The sequence below is a fragment of the Pseudomonas sp. B414 genome (genome assembly GCF_055408445.1).
Map to the genome: position 1 here is coordinate 35,581 of NZ_JBUZTQ010000007.1, position 21,525 is coordinate 57,105.

15 protein-coding genes are annotated in these 21,525 nt (G+C 58.4%); 8 read left to right on the top strand and 7 right to left on the bottom strand.

The genetic code is table 11. The annotated features are described in order from the left end of the window. Nucleotides 1–8 precede the first annotated feature (8 nt). Nucleotides 9–6,617, bottom strand: coding sequence for an NEL-type E3 ubiquitin ligase domain-containing protein (locus tag ACZRMH_RS08350; RefSeq protein ID WP_464013011.1), 6,609 nt, complete (start codon nt 6,615–6,617; stop codon nt 9–11). Nucleotides 6,618–6,753: 136 nt separating this feature from the next. Between ACZRMH_RS08350 and ACZRMH_RS08355 the strand changes: the two genes are divergently transcribed. The 5 genes from ACZRMH_RS08355 to ACZRMH_RS08375 all read left to right on the top strand — a co-directional run bounded on the left by ACZRMH_RS08355 (nt 6,754) and on the right by ACZRMH_RS08375 (nt 13,051). Then, nucleotides 6,754–8,508 carry a sensor histidine kinase gene (locus ACZRMH_RS08355; protein WP_464013012.1) on the top strand — a complete coding sequence of 585 codons (1,755 nt, stop codon included), beginning with the start codon at nt 6,754–6,756 and terminating at the stop codon, nt 8,506–8,508. A gap of 3 nt (nt 8,509–8,511) precedes the next feature. After that, on the top strand, nt 8,512–9,846 hold the full coding sequence (locus ACZRMH_RS08360; RefSeq protein ID WP_464013013.1) for a sigma-54-dependent transcriptional regulator: 1,335 nt from the start codon (nt 8,512–8,514) through the stop codon (nt 9,844–9,846). A 426-nt stretch (nt 9,847–10,272) separates the two neighbouring features. After that, on the top strand, nt 10,273–11,595 hold the full coding sequence (locus ACZRMH_RS08365; protein WP_464013014.1) for an MFS transporter: 1,323 nt from the start codon (nt 10,273–10,275) through the stop codon (nt 11,593–11,595). A 353-nt stretch (nt 11,596–11,948) separates the two neighbouring features. Continuing rightward, nucleotides 11,949–12,245 carry a hypothetical protein gene (locus ACZRMH_RS08370; RefSeq protein ID WP_464013015.1) on the top strand — a complete coding sequence of 99 codons (297 nt, stop codon included), beginning with the start codon at nt 11,949–11,951 and terminating at the stop codon, nt 12,243–12,245. Nucleotides 12,246–12,430: 185 nt separating this feature from the next. After that, entirely contained in the window at nt 12,431–13,051 is a 621-nt protein-coding gene (locus ACZRMH_RS08375; protein ID WP_464013016.1) for a flavin reductase family protein, read from the top strand. Here the strand turns inward: ACZRMH_RS08375 and ACZRMH_RS08380 are convergent, their stop codons facing one another. Both ACZRMH_RS08380 and ACZRMH_RS08385 read right to left on the bottom strand, forming a co-directional pair. Continuing rightward, nucleotides 13,052–13,285, bottom strand: a complete 234-nt coding sequence (locus tag ACZRMH_RS08380) for a hypothetical protein (protein WP_464013017.1) — start codon at nt 13,283–13,285, stop codon at nt 13,052–13,054. A gap of 34 nt (nt 13,286–13,319) precedes the next feature. Beyond that, complete coding sequence (locus tag ACZRMH_RS08385; protein ID WP_464013018.1) at nt 13,320–13,634, bottom strand: putative quinol monooxygenase; 315 nt, start codon at nt 13,632–13,634, stop codon at nt 13,320–13,322. Nucleotides 13,635–13,954: 320 nt separating this feature from the next. Here ACZRMH_RS08385 and ACZRMH_RS08390 point away from each other — a divergent pair, with 320 nt between their 5' ends. Continuing rightward, complete coding sequence (locus tag ACZRMH_RS08390; protein ID WP_464013019.1) at nt 13,955–14,884, top strand: AraC family transcriptional regulator; 930 nt, start codon at nt 13,955–13,957, stop codon at nt 14,882–14,884. On the opposite strand, the gene ACZRMH_RS08395 is transcribed toward ACZRMH_RS08390, so the two are convergent. Continuing rightward, complete coding sequence (locus ACZRMH_RS08395; protein WP_464013020.1) at nt 14,879–16,510, bottom strand: 5-guanidino-2-oxopentanoate decarboxylase; 1,632 nt, start codon at nt 16,508–16,510, stop codon at nt 14,879–14,881. The two genes, ACZRMH_RS08390 and ACZRMH_RS08395, sit on opposite strands and share 6 nt — an antisense overlap. Nucleotides 16,511–16,622: 112 nt before the next feature. Between ACZRMH_RS08395 and ACZRMH_RS08400 the strand changes: the two genes are divergently transcribed. Next, nucleotides 16,623–17,540: a LysR substrate-binding domain-containing protein gene (locus ACZRMH_RS08400; RefSeq protein ID WP_464013021.1), complete on the top strand. Its 918-nt coding sequence runs from the start codon at nt 16,623–16,625 to the stop codon at nt 17,538–17,540. Nucleotides 17,541–17,681: 141 nt separating this feature from the next. Here ACZRMH_RS08400 and ACZRMH_RS08405 read toward each other — a convergent pair whose 3' ends face one another. Both ACZRMH_RS08405 and ACZRMH_RS08410 read right to left on the bottom strand, forming a co-directional pair. Further along, nucleotides 17,682–18,296, bottom strand: coding sequence for an NAD(P)-dependent oxidoreductase (locus tag ACZRMH_RS08405; RefSeq protein ID WP_464013022.1), 615 nt, complete (start codon nt 18,294–18,296; stop codon nt 17,682–17,684). 38 nt (nt 18,297–18,334) lie between these two features. Beyond that, nucleotides 18,335–19,219 carry an MBL fold metallo-hydrolase gene (locus tag ACZRMH_RS08410; RefSeq protein WP_464013023.1) on the bottom strand — a complete coding sequence of 295 codons (885 nt, stop codon included), beginning with the start codon at nt 19,217–19,219 and terminating at the stop codon, nt 18,335–18,337. A 112-nt stretch (nt 19,220–19,331) separates the two neighbouring features. On the opposite strand from ACZRMH_RS08410, the gene ACZRMH_RS08415 reads away from it, so the two are divergent. Then, complete coding sequence (locus ACZRMH_RS08415) at nt 19,332–20,237, top strand: LysR family transcriptional regulator (RefSeq protein WP_464013024.1); 906 nt, start codon at nt 19,332–19,334, stop codon at nt 20,235–20,237. Nucleotides 20,238–20,552: 315 nt separating this feature from the next. Here ACZRMH_RS08415 and ACZRMH_RS08420 read toward each other — a convergent pair whose 3' ends face one another. Next, entirely contained in the window at nt 20,553–21,434 is an 882-nt protein-coding gene (locus ACZRMH_RS08420; protein ID WP_464013025.1) for a helix-turn-helix domain-containing protein, read from the bottom strand. Nucleotides 21,435–21,525: the final 91 nt, after the last annotated feature.

Sequence of the window (21,525 nt, forward strand, 5' to 3'; positions counted from 1 at the left end):
CGGATTGATTACTCACTGGCCTGATATGCCTTGAGGGTCAGTTCCTCAATCAATAAATTGATTTTCTGATCCCGGGCAGCCGTAAGTTCTGCCCCTCTTTGCAGCTCAACCTCATCCGCAAGCCCCGTTTCTTCGGAGAGTTGCTTATAGCCCTGCAGGTATTCAGCTTCGATGGCCGCAAAGCGGTCTGCATAGGTATTCTCCAGAAAGCTGCGCCAGAACTTTTCGTACATGATCGAATGCATAAACGCCGGACTGCCATCCAGGGCCAAAATACTGTCTCTGGCCTCGGTGACTTGCTGATCAGAAACCCCGGCCGTGGCTTCGTACAACATGGATCTGGCCCGAGTCGGCAAATCAAGGTCCTGCGCCAGTTTCACCCGATAAAACAGGATAACTTCAGCGGCATCAGGGTTACCGCCTGCCGCCACGCGCCTGCGAACTTCGGTATCTGAAACCTGATCGACCTGCCTTAAACGGAACAGCCGTTTGGCGAGGTTGAAGAGTTCTGCTTCACGCTGCGCCTGCCCGACATTATTCAGAGCTTCATGAATCAGCACTTCGACTTCCATGTTCTCAAACAAAACCATGGCACCGTCACCGCAGCTGCGCTCTTCACGGAAGACCCGGGTCAGCAGCGATTCGCGCAGTTGCGTATTCGCCAGCATCTGATCGATAAGTGCCCATACGCGACTTGTCAGTTGCTCCCACACGGGCGCGCTCATCAAGTTCTGGCTGGTGGCGAACAGAGCAAGGGTTTCAAAAAAGTCCTTGGTCGCGCCCCCAGCGCCTTGCAACAATGTCCACTGCTGCGTCCTGGCCTGGCGTTGTGCATCAGTCAGCCCCTGGCTCAGCCACGGCGTAACACTGTTAACCGGTGCCTGAGCTTGATCAATAGAATGGACAATTGACGGACCATAGCCAAAGTCGCTGCCACCCCGTACCCAGTAAGCGATTATCTGATCACGGCTCTGCGCAGAAATCGGGTTGCCCGAAATACTGGTAACACCATTGGCGGTGGCACCCTGGGGGGCATTAAAAACGGCCTCGGGGATAGTGGTTATCAAATTGTTGCGCAGGTTTGCCCATTGCACTTGAGTCAGCGCCCACAATCCATTGGGCCACTGTGAAATTCGTGTGCTTTGCAGCCTCAAGTTACGCAAACCCCACATCTGACTCACGTCCGGCGTTACACGCAACGGGTTATTACTCAGGTCCAGCACTTCAAGCATTGAGCACGTCGCAAGCTGCCGGGCAGCATGGGGGGTCAGCACAAGGCGATTGTCAGAGAGGTCAAGCCTTCTCAGTTGGGTCATATTGCCGATAGCCGGGGGCATGCTGGTGAGCCGATTACCGGCCATGCTGAGGGTATGCAACTGTCCGAAGCTGCCCAGGAATTCATTCGAGCCATTGCGCAAGCTCATGCTGTCCATTCTCAATACGCGGACATGCGCCAAATCACCCGTCAGTGCCGGCAAGTCGCCAACATCCAGGCCATAAAAGTCGAGTATGGGCCCGATGAGGCTACCGTCATTGGCACGGGCAACTTCCGACTCTCCACGCCAGGCGCGCACGATCCGGTCCCTGACCTGACGCCTGTGACCAGGCATCGCCATACCCACATGAGCCGTACCTGTGGGATAAAGCTGAATTTGCTCCCAGGCACTTAGCTGAGCCTCCATCGTGTTGAACTGCAAGACTCTCGCAGCAACATGGTCCCGCCTGGAAGCCTCTGTGCCTCCCAGTTCGTCCAGATAGCCAACAATCCTTTCGTAGTTCCAGGTCGGATACAGCTTTTGCACATCACGTATCAAGTCCAAAGGGTGCTCAGAACTGCCAAGGCTGATCGTCAGTGGGTAAGCAATAAACGACATATCCACGTTCATCGGCGGTTTACGCGGTGGCGCAGGCGGCTCCAGCCCCAACAGGGTCTGGACATTTTCCCGGTCCCTGACAGCCTGATCGCTGATTTTTTTTGCCAGCAGGCCCGTGTCGCCCACCTCCGGGACTTCAAGGGCCGCACGCTCCGATGGGGTAAGCGCATGCAGGATGGAGGACAGCAAATTGTTGTCGTTCGCCGACGGTGCATTGAGTGCCTGACCTTCTGACGACCACGCTTGATACTGGCCCCTGGCCTTAACCAGCACCCGTGGGTTAGCTGCATCGGCGGCACCGATACTGTCGAGCAACTCACCATCGAACTCATCTCGGCGAACCTCAAACCTGACGTTTGCGGGCCAGCCGGTCAGTGACTGCAGCATATGCAGGGTGAGCATTTCACTGTCCGCAGTGACCGTTGCCCCGAGAAACAAACCTTCATAAGCACGGGCCAGACGCACCTCCCTGGCGGTCCAGCCGACCTGCTCGGAAAAACGCGGAGCAATCATGTCTTTATCGAAATAGTGGGTTCGCTCTGGCCCCGAGGTGTAGTTGAGCAAGTGCTCGATCACGCTTTTGGGCAGTTCAGGATAGTTTTTTTGCACCAGCGTCACGTGCGGATTCGAGCTGCGCTCCTGTCGACCATAGAGCGAATTGAATACCGTGGCTTGACGCTTGAGGGCATGGGCGGCAATTTTCCTGGCCAGCGCCAGCATGCGTACCTCGATAACCGGACTGTACTCGCCCAACAGGCTCAACGTATCAGCCTGGCTCATACGAGAAAGCAACGTGCGCAGCAGCAGGCTGGCATTGTCGGTTTCATTGATCATCAGCCTGATGCGGGGCGAGCTGCTGCCAAGATCAACCCCGAATTCCTGCAGGGTATTGCCTTGCAGGTCGACAATTTGCAGCACCTTGTCAGCAGGCCAGCCGGGCAGGTTCTGAATAAGTAAAAGTTGAATATCGCTGCGAGCTTCAGACAGGGAGTGATGCGCCTGCATTTGTTTTACGAAGCGCTGAATATCGGCCTCGATCGCAAAGCGCTTCCAGGCATCGATCAACAAGGGCGGCGGTTTGAGGTTGTTCATATGGATCTGGCGCAACACACCCTCGCTGGTATTGCTGACGGCCATGATTTTATGGCCCATCTCATCGCTGATGGATTCGGCCCGGGCGCGCAGCCGACGCAGCAATTTAAGCCCTTCCCACTGCAGCGGATTCTCGCTTGTCTGGCGCCATGCCCCGTCGTAGTTGTGCTCCAGCCTTGGCTCATTAACCCCCACTTTACTTGGGTGTTTCATTCGCCATTTATTGATCGTGGTATCGAACTCAACCTGATAGACCGATCCATACAAAGACACATGATATTTGTCATCAATGCTGTAAAGGCCCAGCTCGCCAGGGGGCTGATCTCTTGGCACGACTACGCCACGCTGGTACTGGAGCGTGGTGGCGTCCCACAGATCAACCTTGCCATCGGGCTGGCGCCTGGCAAGCATGGCTTCGCCCAGGGTCTGGCGCAGGCCCGCTACTCGGCCACCATCCATGCCCAACTGCTCACGTTCTTGATGGCGCAGAACCTGATTGATCGCCAGATAGAAGCTGTCAGGGGTTGAGCTGAATGTGGTCATTTCCCCACGACGAAAATCAGAGACTTCATAAATGCCATTGCCCTTATGGCGTAGCACAATTGTCGGGTCGTCTGGCCCGGTAGAAATGTAGTCTCTGGAGGACGGATCAGCGCCATCCATCACCACCAGCCTTCGATTGATCTTGTCGCGCAACACCCCTGCAGCAAACTCTCGGGCCCATAAATCCATGTCGGAGTTGTATGCCCTTCTGTGGAAAAGCCCGTCTACCACCGCATCGACCCGCAACCTTGTCTTCAATTCGCCAGCAATGCGGGCGAACGCCAAGGGCTGGGTATTGTGTTCCAGAGCCTGTGTAACTTGCTCCGAATTGAATGGATGTGCAGCCAGCAGAGGCTCAAGACTCTCGGTAGACATCCAGTCATTAAGCTGATGAAGCTTTGCCAGCAACGGGCTCGTGGTGTCCGGGATGGGCGGGCAGATCAACGGCAGATACTTTCTGGCCAAGTCGGTACTGGCTATCGGGTCGTTGCGCTTGTGCCCATAAAGCTCAGTAAGCGCCTTGAACAACAGGGTCTTGTCTTCTCGGGCCAGGTTAGCAATTTGCCCGCGTACAGAAGCAATACGCCCCGTTTTACTCAAACCCGGATTGTTTTCGCGACCCAGTCGTGAAGCCTCGGGCAACTGGTCGAGAATCAACGTGAACAATTGCTCCACCTGGGCACTTCCCTGAGTGACATCGTTCCTGGCCACATAGCTGCCGTGGTCCAGACGCTTGATCTCAATATGGCGCACAGATGTACCCGGCCGGTGATCCTTGCCATAAGACTCGACCAATTGCCCATGCTGATTGAAAACATCCAGCACCGTATCTGCGGGCCAATGCTCCAGTTGTGTCAGCATGCACAGAACTGCGCTATCAGCGTTGGCAGGCATCTCGCCACGGGAGGGAAAGTCGTTGACGATTTGCTCGATCAGCAGGTCAGCCTGTAACCGACGCACGCCATCGGCCAGCGGGCCTGGCATGAGCTGGCCAGCCCATGTTTTTTCCAGCTGTTCACGGGTGGTGCCGGTAATTCTCAGCATGCGTTGTATGTCGGCGAGTGCCGAATCAGGCGTGTCCATTGGCAACATTCGCTGCAGCAGATGTTTGTCGTCCAGGCCCTGCACATCATCCAGCGCCAGTCGCCAGACCTTGCGGCCGGGGTCAAACGCCACCTGTGGTCTGAAAGACCAGGAGTTGCCCGTTTTTAGAACGTAACCCTGACGCTGCGCATCATGGATAACCTCAACCGTGTGGATCTTGTCGCCATCCTGAACCTTGGCATACAGCTTTCCGTTGAGCTCCTGCAAACCCTGAGCATTGGGCATCCGACTCTCAAGGGAGTCTGCCAAAAGATGCGGATAAGCACTCAAGTCCGGCCGCCACAATTCAATGTTGCCAGCCTGATTTGTCACCTTGCGCGGCTGACCAAGGGTGGTCCACAGGCTTTGCAGGCGCAGGCGTTGAGCCCTGGCGGCAACCCCCATCAAACGGGCGCTGATCAACATGTCTGCACTGTCGGCCAACGCACTGGCAAAGGTATTGGCCTGCCCTTTGCTGGCCTCCTTCACGCCTTGCGCGAGGCTATAGGTCAGGGAGCCGAATATGGCCGCCTGCATGACTCTATTAAGACCCAGCACCCCGCCCGGCATGGGAGTGGTGAGCATCGTCAGCACCTCACTGCCTATATCCGAGAGTGCCTCCTTGAACGCCTGCCAATCGAGGGCTGACTTGCTGGTGGCCAACAGGCTCAAGTTGGAGCGGTACCGTTGCATCTGGCGCTCTGCGACCTTTATGGCCAATGGCTGCGAACCGCTTGAATGCATTTCGACATACAACTGCAAACTGTTCAGGTCGGGCTCGGGAAAAGTACGCCGAAAAGTGTCATGCAGAACACCTGCAAGCCATGTCATGCCCTGAGGCCTTGGCTCGTCACTCAGCAGCTTGTTGAACAAGCCCAGGTCTTTCAGGGCCAGGTGCCTGACAAACCAGCCGAGCTGGCCCTTGCTATGGTCTTGCCTGAGTTGCTGCAAAAACTGCTTGAAACCGTGATCAACATCCCTGTGCCATAACAATGCGCCGCCCAGGCGTTGCGGGAAATAGCTGAAAACCCCTGAGATCTCAGGAACTTTGATCATGAAAAAAGGCAGAGAAATATCACCAGCCCCTACAAAGTCCAGGAAACTTGCCCTGTCAAAAAGCAAGTTGGCGTCTTCTTCCAGGGCCATCGGGGGGTAGGTGAACTTCCTCGGCACAAGGGGTTTTAGCCCGATTGAAACCGGCCATACATGGGGTGGGGAATGGCCCTTCAACATACTGAGCAGGTGTTCATGGTCCGAGCGATTGACCTTCGACACAGCGCTGTTGCGATAAGCCTCCAACAGGTCGAACTCAAAACCGGCTTTGGCAGCAGCCACTACCAACTGCGTCAAGGCGCCATCATGCGCCGTTGCTCCTTCAAGTAACTGTTTGAGCTGCGTGCCTAAATCCAGTCTGCGCGCGATCTCGATAAACGGCCCCGCTGGCTGGCCTCTCAATCCTGCGGCATAGTCAATGTAACTGGCCTGTTCAAAACTGTATGGCTTGAGCAACACCGAACCGGTCCGATAACTGAAGTTCTCGCAAGCAGCCTCCCATAGCGAGGCAGAGCGCAGGTGCTCGACAAATCTGGACTCGTCCAGGGCACGATGGGTACGCGCAGGACTAAAAGTGAACTTGGGATCACGGTTCACCGATTGTGCACCGCTGATGCGGGTCATGTACTCAAACAGATCCTCTTCGATATTTTCCCGATAACGGGTATAGATCCGCGCTTGCTCGGGGTCGACATCTACACCCAGCAAGGTTTTCAACTCGCGTTTGAGGATCGCAAGGTAAGTGGCCTTGAACTCGGCCTTGATCTGCGTGATTTTGTCATCGACCGCCTTGAAAGTGGCCTGTGCTCTACGATAAAGCACTGGATAACTGAGTTTGTGCGTCTCACTCAGGCTATTGAAATTGGCCTGCACAATTGAAGACAAATAAGACAGCGCTTCTTTCTGCGCCCATTGCGTACTGGACAACAGCAACGGTGCTCGACCGCGCACAGGGGGTAAACTCGTCGTCATGGTTATGATTCCGTTGGGTTGAAAACCAACATAACCCCGAGAAAAACCCGCACTGCGGTAGATAGTTATCTGGTCTGCTGCAAGGTACTGAGCTCATGTTATGGTTCGCGCCCTCCCATTCGAGCGGTTTGCAACTATGCCTGTGACGTCTCGCGCCCTGCGTCTGGCCCTGTATTGCCTGTTGATTCTGGCCGGAGCGGCTCTGGCTGGCGGCTGGGCGATGCACCAGGCCGAACGCCATGCACTGGAAGAAAGCGCCCGGCGCGGGCCCGAGCAATTGAACCTGTATGCCAACTCGCTGCACACACTGATTGAACGCTATCGCGCCCTGCCCGCCGTGCTGGGTCTGGACCCGGAGCTGGTCACGGCCTTGAGCAACCCCATGACCGCACCCGTGCAAGCCGCACTCAATCAAAAGCTCGAACGCATCAATGGCGCGGCGCAGTCCTCCACGCTGGAGTTGCTCGACAGTACTGGCCTGGCGGTGGCGGCCAGCAACTGGAACACCTCCAACAGCTATGTGGGCCATAACTATGCCTTCAGGCCCTACTTCAAGCAGACCCGCAGCCAGGGCAGCGGCAGCTTTTATGCCGTGGGTGTGACCAGCGGGATACCGGGTTACTTCCTTTCCAGTGCAGTGCTCGATGCCGACGGCAAGTTTTTGGGAGCCATGGTGGTCAAGCTGGAGTTCCCGCAGCTTGAACGCGAATGGAGCCACGGTAACGACACCCTGCTGGTCAGCGATGCCCGGGGCATTGTATTTATCGCCAACCAGCCCGGCTGGCGCTATCGCCTGTTGCGACCTTTGAGTGACAGCGATCGCAACGAAATTTCCATCACCCGCCAGTATCACAATCAACCGCTGACGTTATTGAACACCCACACTCTGCGCAGCTTTGATAAAGCCAGCAACCTGTCCCGGGTTGACGGCCCCGACGGCCCTGCAGAGTATTTATGGGGGTCGTTACCGCTCAGCGTTGAAGGCTGGACGCTGCACTTGTTGCGCCGCCCCATGGCCGCCGCAGAAGACAGCCGTAATGCCGCATTGGCGGCAATCGGCCTGTGGCTGACCCTGGTGTTTCTGGGATTGTTCTTGCTTCAGCGTTGGCGACTGGCGCGCTTGCGACAGCGCAATCGCGAGGAGCTTGAGCAACTGGTCGAAGCCCGCACCCGGGATTTGCGTACCGCGCAAGATGGGCTGGTGCAATCAGCCAAGTTGGCAGCGCTGGGGCAAATGTCGGCGGCGCTGGCCCATGAGATCAACCAGCCACTTACCGCCCAGCGCATGCAGCTGGCAACCTTGCGCCTGTTGCTGGATCACGGTCGCATAGACGATGCTTATAAGGCCCTAGCTCCGCTGGAACAGATGCTGACACGCATGGCTGCACTCACCGGCCATCTGAAGACCTACGCCCGACAAAGCCCCGGCGGCTTGCGCGAGCGTCTTGATCTGGCGGGCGTGGTCGATCAGGCCCTGCAACTGCTGGAGCCGCGTCTGAAAGACGAAGGCATCGAGCTGAGCATCGAGCTGACTCGCCCGGCCTGGGTACGCGGCGATGCGATCCGCCTGGAGCAGGTGCTGATCAACCTGCTGCGCAATGCCCTGGATGCCATGCTCGACAAGCCACGCAAGCATCTGGAGATCAGCATCAAGGCCAATCAACAGCTGTGGCACTTGACCGTCAGCGACAGTGGCGGCGGCATCAGTGAAGAACATTTGGGGAAAATCTTCGACCCGTTCTTTACCACCAAACCTGTAGGCGATGGATTAGGCTTGGGCCTGGCGGTGTCTTACGCCATTGTTCACGAAATCGGCGGTCGCCTGACCGCCAGTAACCACGCTGATGGCGCGCAATTCACCCTGACGCTGCCCATCGCACAGGAATTTTGAAACATGCTCAATTCGGTGATCGTGGTCGATGATGAGGCCAGTATTCGTAATGCCGTGGAGCAGTGGCTGAGCCTGAGCGGCTTCGATGTGCAGTTGTTCAGCTGCGCCGAGGACTGCCTGAGCCAGTTGCCCGCTCATTTTGCCGGGGTGATCGTCAGTGATGTGCGCATGCCTGGCATCGGCGGCCTGGCTTTGCTGAACCGCTTGCAGCAACTGGACGCTGATTTGCCGGTGATTCTGCTGACCGGCCACGGTGATGTGCCGATGGCCGTCGAAGCCATGCGCGATGGCGCCTACGACTTTCTGGAAAAGCCTTTCAGCCCCGAAGCGCTGCTCAGCAGCCTGCGCCGCGCCCTGGAAAAACGCCAACTGGTGCTGGAGAACCGCCGTTTGCACGAACAGGCCGACCTGCGCGAGCAGATCGACGGGCGCCTGCTGGGGGTTTCGCGCAGCTTGCAGACCCTGCGCCGCCAGGTGCTGGAGCTGGCGCCGCTGCCGGTCAATGTACTGATCCGTGGCGAAACCGGCAGTGGTAAAGAGCTGGTCGCCCGTTGCCTGCATGATTTCGGCCCGCGTGCCGACAAACCCTTTGTGGCCCTCAACTGCTCGGCGATCCCCGAGCAGTTGTTTGAAGCAGAATTGTTCGGCCACGAAAGCGGCGCCTTTACCGGTGCCCAGGGCAAACGCATCGGCAAGCTGGAATACGCCGATGGCGGCACCTTGTTTCTGGATGAAATAGAGAGCATGCCGCTGGCCCAGCAAGCCAAGCTGTTGCGGGTATTGCAGGAGCAAAAACTCGAGCGGCTGGGCTCCAACCAGAGCATCAGCGTGAACTTGCGGGTGGTTGCTGCCACCAAGCCGGACTTGCTGGAAGAGGCCCGCGCCGGGCGCTTTCGCGAAGACCTGGCCTATCGCCTGACCGTGGCCGAGCTGCGTCTGGCGCCGCTGCGTGAGCGTCGCGAGGATATTGCCCTGCTGTACGACGCCTTTTCGCGCAATGCCGCTGAACGCCTGGGGCGCAGCGCACAAGTGCTGAGCGGGGCGCAGTTGTCGCGTTTGCTGAGCCACGACTGGCCGGGCAACGTGCGTGAACTGGCCAACGTTGCCGAGCGCGATGTGCTGGGTTTGGGCGAGCCGCAACTGCCCGACGCCGATGTGGGGCAATCGCTGGTGGCACAACAGGAAGCCTTTGAGGCGCAGTGCCTGCGCGCGGCGCTGAGCCGGCATAAAGGCGATATCAAGGCCGTGCTTAATGAGCTGCAACTGCCCCGGCGAACCCTGAATGAGAAAATGCAGCGCCATGGGTTGGTGCGCGAGGCGTTTTTGAGTACCAGTTGACTCGCTTATTCCTGTGGGAGCGGGCTTGCTCGCGAAGGCATCACCGTGATTTACCTGTCACACCGCGTCGCCAGCATCGCAGGCAAGCCTGCTCCCACAAGTTTTGTACTGCTCACAAAATTCGGACCTTGCGGGGATCATTATGTGGGAGCGAGCCTGCTCGCGAAGGCATCACTGCGGCTCGCCTGACAGACCGCAGCGCCTGCATCGCAGGCAAGCCCCACAGGTACTGCCGAACCAACAATTTCGACATCTATCAGCGGATTTTTGCCTACGCCAATTCCGACAATCAGCGAGTTTCCGCTCACTCCTCCGCTCCCCCCCTTACAAACCGTGCCCTCCAGCCTTGGCACAACTCCTGCTATAGCTCAGCAAGCACGCGTTTCGACGCGCTATAAAAAAACAATGAAAAGAAGGATCCATTTAATGGATAACTCCAGCACCCTGCCTGCCGGGTCCGTGTCTGCGGCCCCCAAAGAAAAGACCACCTCCAGCCGTATCAAATCGATTTTCAGTGGTTCCGTCGGCAATATGGTCGAGTGGTACGACTGGTACGTCTACGCCGCTTTCTCGCTGTACTTCGCCAAGGCCTTTTTCCCCAAGGGCGACACCACCGCACAACTGCTCAATACCGCTGCGATCTTTGCCGTGGGCTTTTTGATGCGCCCGATCGGCGGCTGGCTGATGGGCCTGTACGCTGACCGCAAAGGCCGTAAAGCTGCGCTGATGGCCTCGGTATTGCTGATGTGCTTCGGCTCGCTGGTGATCGCCCTGTCGCCAGGTTACGAAACCATTGGTGTCTGGGCCCCGGTCCTGCTGGTCTTCGCCCGCTTGCTGCAAGGTTTGTCGGTGGGTGGCGAATACGGCACCTCGGCCACTTACCTGAGCGAGATGGCGACCAAGGAACGTCGCGGCTTTTTCTCCAGCTTCCAGTACGTGACCCTGATCTCCGGCCAACTCATCGCCCTGGGCGTACTGATCGTGCTGCAACAGACCCTGACCGAAGAACAGCTGTACAGCTGGGGCTGGCGCGTTCCGTTCGTGATCGGCGCGCTGTGCGCGGTGGTCGCGCTGTATCTGCGTCGTGGCATGGAAGAAACCGAGTCGTTCAAAAAGGTCAAGGTCAAGCCTAAAGAAAGTGCCATGCGCACCTTGATGCGCCACCCCAAAGAACTGATGACCGTCGTCGGCCTGACTATGGGCGGCACCCTGGCGTTCTACACCTACACCACGTATATGCAGAAATACCTGGTGAACACGGTGGGCATGAGCATCTCGGACTCCACCACCATCTCGGCCGCCACGCTGTTTCTGTTTATGTGCATTCAACCACTGGTAGGCGGGCTGTCGGACAAGATCGGCCGTCGTCCGATCCTGATCGCCTTCGGCGTGCTGGGCACCCTGTTCACCGTGCCGATCCTCACCACCTTGCACACCATCACCACCTGGTGGGGCGCGTTCTTCCTGATCATGGCCGCACTGATCATTGTCAGCGGCTACACCTCGATCAACGCCGTGGTGAAAGCCGAACTGTTCCCGACAGAAATTCGCGCACTGGGCGTAGGCTTGCCTTACGCGCTGACCGTGTCGATCTTCGGCGGAACCGCTGAATACATTGCACTGTGGTTCAAGAGTGCAGGCATGGAAACCGGTTACTACTGGTACGTCACCGCCTGTATCGCCTGCTCGCTGGCGGTGTACGCCACCATGAAAGACACCCGCAAGCATTCGCGGATCGAAACAGACTAACCCTCTGCACAACAACCAGCTCTCGTAAAGGGAGCTGGTTAAACCAGCAACACCTTCCTGCCCTGCCCCCTCGAAAGCCCCCTCCTGCTCCAGCACGATAGATTTTTCTGAATTAATAGTCAGTTAATTCTGTTAGCCCACTATCAATCTCAGCAAGACCTCTATGGGCGGTTGATTCGATCAGTTCCCAAACGGGAAATCGAAGAGCCTGTGACGCCTGATTTTTTGCGGGCAGACACATCGAATAAATCGATTATTTATCGCTATTTTTTGCGCTTTTTAATCAAATTAATCGGCGTAGTCTTAAACCCATACCCACTGCACATCCCAAACACGAAACAAGGAGCTTCATCATGAAAACCAAACTTATTATCGCTGCTGCCTTTTCCGCCCTGGCCTTCAACGCTTTTGCCGCCGATGGTTTTGATAACACCCACTCGTCGAGCTTTGCTGAAGATGGCTACAGCCGCACAGGTTCTGCCGCAGTTGCCGCTGACGGTTATGACCGCACCGGTTCGGCCACCTTTGCAGAAGACGGCTATGACAAAACCGGTTCCGCCACCTTTGCAGAAGACGGTTTCAGCCGCACCAAATCGGACACCTTCGCTGCTGATGGCTACGATCGCACCAACGGCGCCCTCTTCAGCTAACCGCTGAAGCAGGCATCCAGCCCGGCCTCGGCCGGGCTTAGTTGTTTTTGGGGGAAAGCAAACGGCACAATTCTGTAACAGCTGCCGAGGGACGAAGGTGTCGAAAAGCCTAAGACTCTTTGTAATCAGCCCAAATGCCTTGCACTATATGGGCCCTCTATCTCAGCGGTTTGCGGACATTTCCCATGCATGACGATATTCATTTCTATGAACCTTCCCAGGGCCACGGCCTGCCCCATGATCCGTTCAACGCCATCGTTGGTCCGCGCCCGATCGGCTGGATTTCGTCGCAGGATTCCCAAGGCCGGCTGAACCTTGCGCCCTACAGCTTTTTCAACGCGTTCAACTACATCCCGCCGATCATCGGCTTTTGCAGTGTCGGTCGCAAAGACAGCCTCAATAACATCGAACAGACCGGCGAGTTCGTCTGGAACCTGGCCACCCGCCCCCTGGCTGAAGCAATGAACCAGAGCTGCGCCATGGTCGGGCCGGAGGTGGACGAGTTCGAGCTGGCAGGGCTGACAACCGTACCTTCACGGGTGATCAGTGTGCCGCGAGTGGCCGAGACGCCGGTGTCGTTCGAGTGCAAGGTCACGCAGATCATTCAGCTGCAGCGAGCCGATAAGGAACTGGTGCCCAGTTGGCTGATTCTGGGGGAAGTGGTGGCGGTGCATATCGCCAAACATCTGCTTAAGGACGGGATTTACGATACCGCGGCCGCCGAACCGATCTTGCGCGGCGGCGGCCCGGCGGATTACTTCCAGTTAGGCCCCGAGGCCTTGTTCAAAATGCATCGCCCGCGCTAATTACCAAACCAGCTCGGCGTCTTCGGTGACGCCTTGCAGGGCTTGCAATTGCTCGGCTGCAGCAGCATCGGCGGCGGTTGCGGTCTTGAAAGTCTGCTCTGTGAGTATTTTGTGAAAGCGTGGGGCTCCACCTTCGTACAGGGCCTTGACCGCAATTGCTGCGTGATAAACCCCGGGTTCAACCGGAACCACAGCTGATACCGCTTCAAACTGTGCAAATTCTTTACGTGCCATGTTGCAACTCCCGGCCAATGGAAAAGCCGGCATTCTACCTGTTCAGCCCGCCCGCATTGCTGAAGGTCTGAAAATCGAGGCTATCCACTACCTGCTGCTGGACCAGCGCGCCGTAGATATCCATCAGTGCCGAGTTGAAATAGGCCTGCATCGAGGGCTCATCCTGCCAATAGCCCGCCACTTTCCACAGCGACGGGTCACTATGGCAATGCTGCAAGGCAAAGTGCAGGCAACCGGGGGTCTGCAGGGTCGGTTCGATCAATTGGCTCAGGCACGCCTCGACCCGGGCCGAACACCCGGCACGGGCGCGAACCAGAGTCATATGACTGACGGCATTGGACTGGGGCATGCAGGCCTCCACAAAGGAAAGTGGTGTTGGGGGGAGAGGTTCAAAGCTTAAGGCCCGGCCTCGATTGCCGTTAGTCGATTCCTGCCCCAGGCTTGCACGATTCTGCAAAACCTCAGCTTCCAGTGCGCTCATTGCACCAATAGGCAACCCCGCTGCACAGCAAGATTTCGAGCAAGGCTGTACGCCTGCCACGGGTTCGCCAGAGACTCAAGCGCTGGCAATGACAGGATCAGGCAAGACAACGACAGAAATCAGCTACCCCTTGGCCTTGCACAAACTTAAGCTGTGCCTGCCCTGTTGCTTTAATGAGGAAGCTCCCTATGTCCCCGCTGGAACCGCCGCGGCCCGCGTTCGACCCCGCGCTTGAAACACAGCGTGTGGAACTGGCCGACCTGATTTACCGCCACGCCCCTGCAGACGGCACCTTCGACACAGGTGTCCAGGCGTTGTTTGTGTCGCGCTACAGCCTGCCCAGCGATTTCGCCCCCAGCCTGCCCAAACCGGCGCTGTGCATCATGGCCCAGGGACGCAAAGAGGTACGCCTGGCCGACGAATACTTCGCCTACGACCCGCTCAATTATCTGGTGGTGTCCGTATCAATGCCGATCAGCGGCAGGGTGCTTGAAATCTCTCCCGAGCGGCCGGTACTGGCCTTGCGCCTGGATATCGACCCGGCTGAGATCACCACCATGATCAGCGATGCAGGCCCCATGGGTGTACCGTCGCGACCCACCGGGCGCGGGTTGTACGTTGAGCCCATCGACCAACCGATGCTCGACGCATTGCTACGCCTGACGCGCCTGCTCGACACGCCCAAAGATATCGCCATGCTGGCGCCGCTGATTCGCCGCGAAATCCTGTACCGGCTGTTGCGCAGCCCCCAGGGCTACCGCTTGTATGAAATCGCCAGCGAGAACAGTCAGAACCATCGCGTCAGCCGGGCGATTTCCTGGCTCAATGGCAATTTTGAGCAGCCGCTGCGTATCGACAGCCTGGCGCGGGAGGCCAATCTCAGCGTGTCGACCTTGCACCATCGATTCAAGGCCATGACTGCCATGAGCCCCTTGCAGTACCAAAAGCAGCTGCGCCTTAACGAGGCCCGGCGGCTGATGCTTAGCGAGGGGCTGGATGCTTCGGCCGCGGGTTATCGTGTGGGCTATGAAAGCCCGTCGCAATTCAGCCGCGAGTACAGCCGTCAGTTTGGCGCGCCACCGTTGCGGGACCTGGCGCGCCTGCGCATAAGCCTATAGCCCGAGAGATTGCTGCCAGTGCAACTCGTCGATTTCGATCACTGTTGGCCCCTGACGATCGGCAGCGCTGGCCAGGGCAGCACGCAATTGCGACTCGCCCTCGACCGTCTGTGCAGTGCAGCCCAGCGCCCTGGCCACGCCAATAAAGTCCGGGGTATAGATATCGACACCCACCGGCTCGATGGCGCGATTAAGCATGTATTTCTTGATCTCGCCGTAGCCCTGGTTGTTCCACAGCAGCACGATGATCGGCGTTTTAGCTTCCACCGCGCTGGCCAGTTCGGCGAGGGTAAATTGCAGGCCGCCATCGCCGATCAAGCACAGCACCGGGCCACCCGGTTTGCCCTCGGCACGACGCCCCAGCCAGGCGCCGACAGCCGCTGGCAAGGCGTAGCCCAGGGTGCCGTAGCCGGTTGATGAGTTGAACCAGCGCCGCGGTTGCTCGGGGTTAAAGGTGAAGTTGCCGGTGTACACCGGTTGAGTCGAATCGCCCACGCACACGGCATCCGGCAGCACATCGAACACAATCTGCAAGAAGCGGGTTTGCGCCCGGGTCGGGGCATCCCACTCGCTTTCCACCAGCGCCAGCAGACGACTGACCCGTGCTGCGCCCCACTGTGCATCCCGTGATGGCAATTGCCCGAGGTTCGCCAGCAAGGCCTGGGTCGCCAGATCTGCATCGGCCACCAAAGCCAGGGTCGGCGCGTAGTTGCGCACGGTCTGGTCGGGGTCGATATCGATGCGCAGCAAGGCGCCGGGAATCTCGAAGCCGCCGGCAAAGGTGGCGTCGTAATCGGTCTCCGCCAGTTCGGTGCCAATAGCCAGCACCACGTCTGCTTCGGCCACCAGCGCCCGGGTCGCGACCAGGGTCTGGGTCGAACCGATCAACAACGGGTGACTCGAAGGCAGCATGCCCTTGGCGTTGATGGTCAGGGCCACTGGCGCGCCCAGTCGCTCAGCCAGTTGCAGCAGCGCAGGTGCGGCATCGATCGCGCCGCCACCGGCCAGAATCAGCGGGCGTTTGGCCTGGGCCAGACGCTGGCTCATCTGTTCAATGGCAACAGGCGCAGCACCAGGGCGAGCAATGCTCACGGGTTGACTGGCGAGCAGCGCGTCGGCGTTTTCCACCAGCACGTCCAGCGGGATTTCGATATGTACCGGGCGTGGCCGCCCGGCCTGGAACAGGGCAAATGCCCGCGCCAGCACACCCGGCAGCTCTGCAGCCGACATTAATGTGTGAGAGAAAGCCGCTACGCCAGACACCAGCGCGGCCTGATTCGGCAACTCGTGTAACTTGCCGCGCCCGCCGCCCAGCTGGCTGCGCGACTGCACGCTGGAGATCACCAGCATCGGGATCGAGTCCCCATAAGCCTGGCCCATCGCCGTGGTGATATTGGTCATGCCCGGCCCGGTAATGATAAAGCACACACCCGGTTTGCCACTGGTACGCGCATAACCATCGGCCATAAAGCCTGCGCCCTGCTCATGACGCGGGGTGATGTGGTTGATCGTCGAACCTGCCAGCCCACGATACAGCTCAACGGTGTGCACGCCCGGGATGCCAAACACCTGCTCGACACCGTACGCCTCAAGCAGCTTGACTAATACTTCGCCGCACGTCGCCATATGCCCTGCTCCTCTTTTTGTTCTGGAATGAACCATTGAAGCGGTCGGCTGTGGTGCGCACAACGCAAACATGCTCATACTAGCCATGTCCTGGACTCATGGCTGACCACTGATGAAACGCCTACCGCCCCTTCCTGCGCTGCATACTTTCTTGATCACGGCCCAATGCTGCAACTTCACCCGTGCCGGTGAGCAATTGCATATCACCCAGGGCGCGGTAAGCCGACAAATTGCCGGGCTGGAGGAGCATCTGGGTTATGCGCTGTTCCATCGTCAGGCCCGCGGCCTGAGCCTGACCGAACAAGGCCAGGCGCTGTACCCGCGCATCGAGCAGGTGTTCGACCTGATCGGCGAGGCTGTGGAGTACGCCAGCATTCGCCGCACTCCACTGCAGATCAAAGCACCTACCTGCATGTTGCGCTGGCTGTTGCCCAAGCTGCTGCACTGGCAAACACTGCGCCCGGATGTGCCGGTAGAGCTGACCAGCAGCATCCAGCACGGGGTGGATTTTCGCCGGGAAGCGTTCGATGCGGCGGTGGTCTACAGCCCGCAACCGGGGCCAAAACGCCAGGGCTGGCACCTGTTTGACGAGCAACTGACCCCGGTCTGCGCCCCGCACTTGCTAGAGGGCAGCGAGGCGATCAACACCTTGGGCGACCTGGCGCAGCACACCCTGCTGCACCCCAGTCGCGACCAGCAGGACTGGACCAATTGGTTGAATGCGGCAGGAGGAGAGGTGTCGGCCATCCGCAAGAGCCAGTACTTCGACACCCTGGATCTGGCCATGACTGTAGCCGCCCAGGGCAACGGCGTGGCCATTGGCGACTGGTCACTGATCGGCGATGACCTGAAGGCGGGACGGCTGGCCATGCCCTTTGATTTCAAAGTACGCACCGGCGCTGCCTATATGCTGGTGTGCTCACCGCGCAGCGAACCCTCGGCACCGCTGCGCGAATTGCTGGATTGGTTGGTGAAGCAAACTGAGCCATTACCACTGTGGGAGTTGGGAGCACCCCAAAAACGGCTGTAACCGTTTAAATTGAACTGGTATGCCCAGGCACAAGCCGTGACACGGTACGCTTGGTGTTACGAACAATGAAATCTGAAGGCTTGATTGAGTCCACAGGCAAGGGGCGAAGCGCGAAATGGCGCAACTGCCCCCAACCGTCACTCAATACCCCACAGTAAACCGCTGACGGGAGTGCTTGGGCTGTTCGACTTCATCGAGCATGGCAATGGCGAAGTCGGCGAAGCTGATCCAGCTTTTGCCTTCGGTATTGATCAGCAAGTGGTCTTTACCCAAACGGAATTTTCCCGTGCGCTCTCCTTCGACAAACTCGGCAGAGGGTGACAGAAAGGTCCAGTCGAGTTCTTTCTCGGCGCGCAAGGTATCGAGGTAGACGCCGCCCGCCGTGGCCTCTGGCCGGTATTCGTCAGGAAAGCCCGGGCTGTCGATGACCTTGGTGTCGCCCGGCAACAGCAGTGAACCCGCACCGCCGACAAACAGCAGGCGTTTAACCCCGGCCTTTTTCATCGGCTCGATAATGGCCGAGGCTGGCAGTGTCGAGAAATGCGCAGCGCTAAGTACTACGTCATGCCCCGCCACGGCGTCTTGCAAGGCCTGGGCATTGTTGACGTCGACATCTTTGGTCACCACACCTGCACGCTCGCCCAGCTTTGAGGCGTTGCGGGCAATGGCGGTTACGCTGTGGCCACGACGCAGGGCCTCTTCCAGCAGTTGGCTACCGGCACGACCGGTGGCACCGATAATTGCGATTTTGCTCATGACGTTCTCCAGTCTGTGGGTATTACCGTTGGATACTTTCACCACTTCATTTCGCCCTTGGCCACCTTGGCACTCAGTTCCAGCGAAGATTCTTCGCCCAGGCCCGGGTAGCGTTTTTTCATTGCCGCAATCAGTTCGCCCGAGTTGCTGGCCTTGAGGGCCTCTTCGTCAAACGCCTTGATGTAGTCGCGGGTGAAGTACACCGCTTTCAACGAGTGATCGCTCTGGCCCAGGTAATGGCCCGGCACCACGATTTGCGGTTGCAGGCTGTCAATGCGCTTGAGGGTGGCCAGCCACTGCTTGTGCGACTGCGGGGTCTGGGTATCGGCCATCCAGACGTGCAGGTTGTCGGCCACTACCACGCCACCGACCACGGCTTTAAGCGATGGAATCCACACAAAGGTGCGCCCCGGCTGGCGCCCGCTCAGGCCGACGATATCCAGTTCGCGCCCTTCAAGGTCCAGGGTGTTGCCCTTCAGAGCCTGCGGCACAATCAGTTTGCCCGGTACATCGGCACCCATTTGCGGGCCCCAGAACGCCAGCTTGGCGTCTTTGGTTTCATTGATATGTTCAACCACCGGCGCCGGAGCCACGACCTTGGCGTCCGGGAACGCTTGGGTCAGGGTTTCAAGGCCAAAGTAGTAATCCGGGTCACCGTGGCTGATATAGATGGTGGTCAGGTGTTTGCCGCTGGCGCGAATCTTGTCCACTACTTGCCGGGCCTGGGCCTTGCCGAACTGGGCATCGACCAGGATGGCGTCCTTTTCACCACTGATCAGCACTGAGGACACCGGGAAAATCGCCGTCGCACCAGGGTTGTAGACGTCCAGAGTCAAAGGCGCCGGGGCAGCCGCAGCATGCGCGGCAAAGCCCAGCACAACAGCGCTGAGAAGAAAACGGCGAAGGGTGGAAAATCCGGTCATGGGTGATTCCTGAGTCAGTGGCCAAGGTCGGCGATGGACAGAGCTTAGTTGCACGATCGGGAACTAAAAATGCGATGCTTGAACATAGTTTGTTTCAGATATCGGGCAGATCATGGATCGTCTTATTGCAATGCGGGTGTTTGTCACCGTCGTCGACCTCGGCAGCCAGTCGGCGGCGGCCGACCACCTGGACCTGTCGCGCCCGGTGGTGTCGCGCTATCTGGCCGAGCTGGAAGAGTGGGTGGGCGCGCGGCTGATGCATCGCACCACGCGCAAGCTGAGCCTGACCGCTGCGGGCAACGAAACGTTGCCACGCTGTCGTCAATTGCTGGAACTGGCTGACGACATGCAGGCGGCCGTGGATGTGCCCAGTGATGCACCGCGGGGGCTGCTACGCATCAGCGTCAGTACTTCGTTCGGCCAGGCGCAATTAGCGGCAGCAGTGACCGACTATGTGCGCCTTTACCCGCAAGTCAGCATCGACCTGCAAATGCTCGACCGCACCGTAAACCTGGTGGATGAACGCATTGATCTGGCGATTCGCACCAGCAATGATCTGGATCCGAGCCTGATCGCCCGCAAGCTGACCGTTTGTCGCTCGGTGCTCTGTGCGTCCCCGGCATATTTGCGCGAACACCCGGCGCCGCAGCAGGTCGACGACCTGAGCCGGCACAACTGCCTGACCCACTCCTATTACGGCAAGAGCCTGTGGCATTTCACCCACCACGGGGAGGAAGCCTCGGTGCCGGTGCAGGGCAATATCAGTGCCAACGAAGCCAGCACCTTATTGAGCGCCACACTGTCTGGCGCAGGCATTTCCCTGCTGCCCAGCTACCAGGCCGGGGTGTTTGTGCAGCGGGGTGAACTGGTGCGCCTGCTGCCCGACGCAGAGCCGCGCGTGATGAACATTTACGCAGTGTATGCCTCACGCAAACACATGCCCGCGACGTTGCGCAGCATGCTCGACTTTCTCGCAGCGCGTTTCACCGACGAACCCGAGTGGGACAAGGGCTTTTAACCGCTGAGGAACGGAGCGAGTCAACTAGTCCATTTGAGGGATGCTACCGAACAAGACCACTCGTACAACTGACATGGCAAGTACCAAGCTGTGAACTAGCCTCAAAGTTGTAACGTCAGTGGAGCAAATGCCATGACTACCAAAACAAAAACAACATGCATGACCGTTTTTATCGTTTTTGCTGCCGCTGTCCTGTTTGCTGGCGCTTGCTACCGCGCCGAGCAAACCCGACAAGCAGCCAGCTTGACCGCCAGTTGCAATGGCGGGCACTGCACTGCAATGTTCAGTGCTCTGAGGTAAGGAAGCCCCGGAGCATCAGGGCGGGCTGATGCTGTCAGCCCGCCCTTTTCGAAAGTCACTGGGCGAAACACCGCTCAGGCGCCGGAAAAAACGCGCAAAGTAAGCTGGGTCTGCAAACCCCAGGCTGTCAGCCACTTCGCTGATGGTCATCGGCGTGTAAATCAAATGCCGCTTGGCCTCCAACAGCAAGCGTTGATGGATGATCTGCAACGCCGACTGCCCCGCCAGTTCGCGGCAGATGCTGTTCAAGTGCGCGACCGAAATCCCCACCTGATGGGCCAACTGCTCAACGCTCGGCTGCTCGCGAAACAACGCCTCGACCCGTTGGTTGAACAGGCCCAGATACTCGCGCCCGCGTGGCTGCAACTGCCGCGCTTCCCGGCGCTGGATCACCTGACGGGCAACCCACACCAGCAGCACGCTAATCAGTGACTGTAAAAGCATGTCACGGGCGGGCTGGGCACCGACATATTCGCGCTGCAGTTCGCTGAACAGGTTATTAAGGTAATCACGATCCTTGCCTGCCGGGTAACTGGCCACCCGTTGCAGCAAGCTGATGGCGCCGCCCAACTGTGCCTGCAACTGAGCCACCAGCGGTGCGGCCAGGGTCAGCACAAAGCCTTCGACATTCGGCGAAAACTGAAAGCCGTGCACCGATAACGGCGGAATCACCTGAATCGCCGATTGCTCCAGTACATGGCGCAGCCCTTCTACCTCAACCTGCGCCCGGCCCTTGTGCACATAGAGCAACTGGCACAAATCAGCATGCCGATGGGGGCGGATCTCCCAATCGTGGACGCGGCTACGCAGCGAGATGGTCTCGCAGTGCAGCAGGTCGGGGCTGAGCCAGTCTTGCTGCTCGCCGTAAAGCTTGAACACCGGGATTGAAAGATTCATTGCAGCCTGGCCTGAAATTTTGCTGAAAACCGATAATCGCACCGATTAGCGAAAAGTACCGGTTATGCCGTGTTTATCACCTTCTATTGCC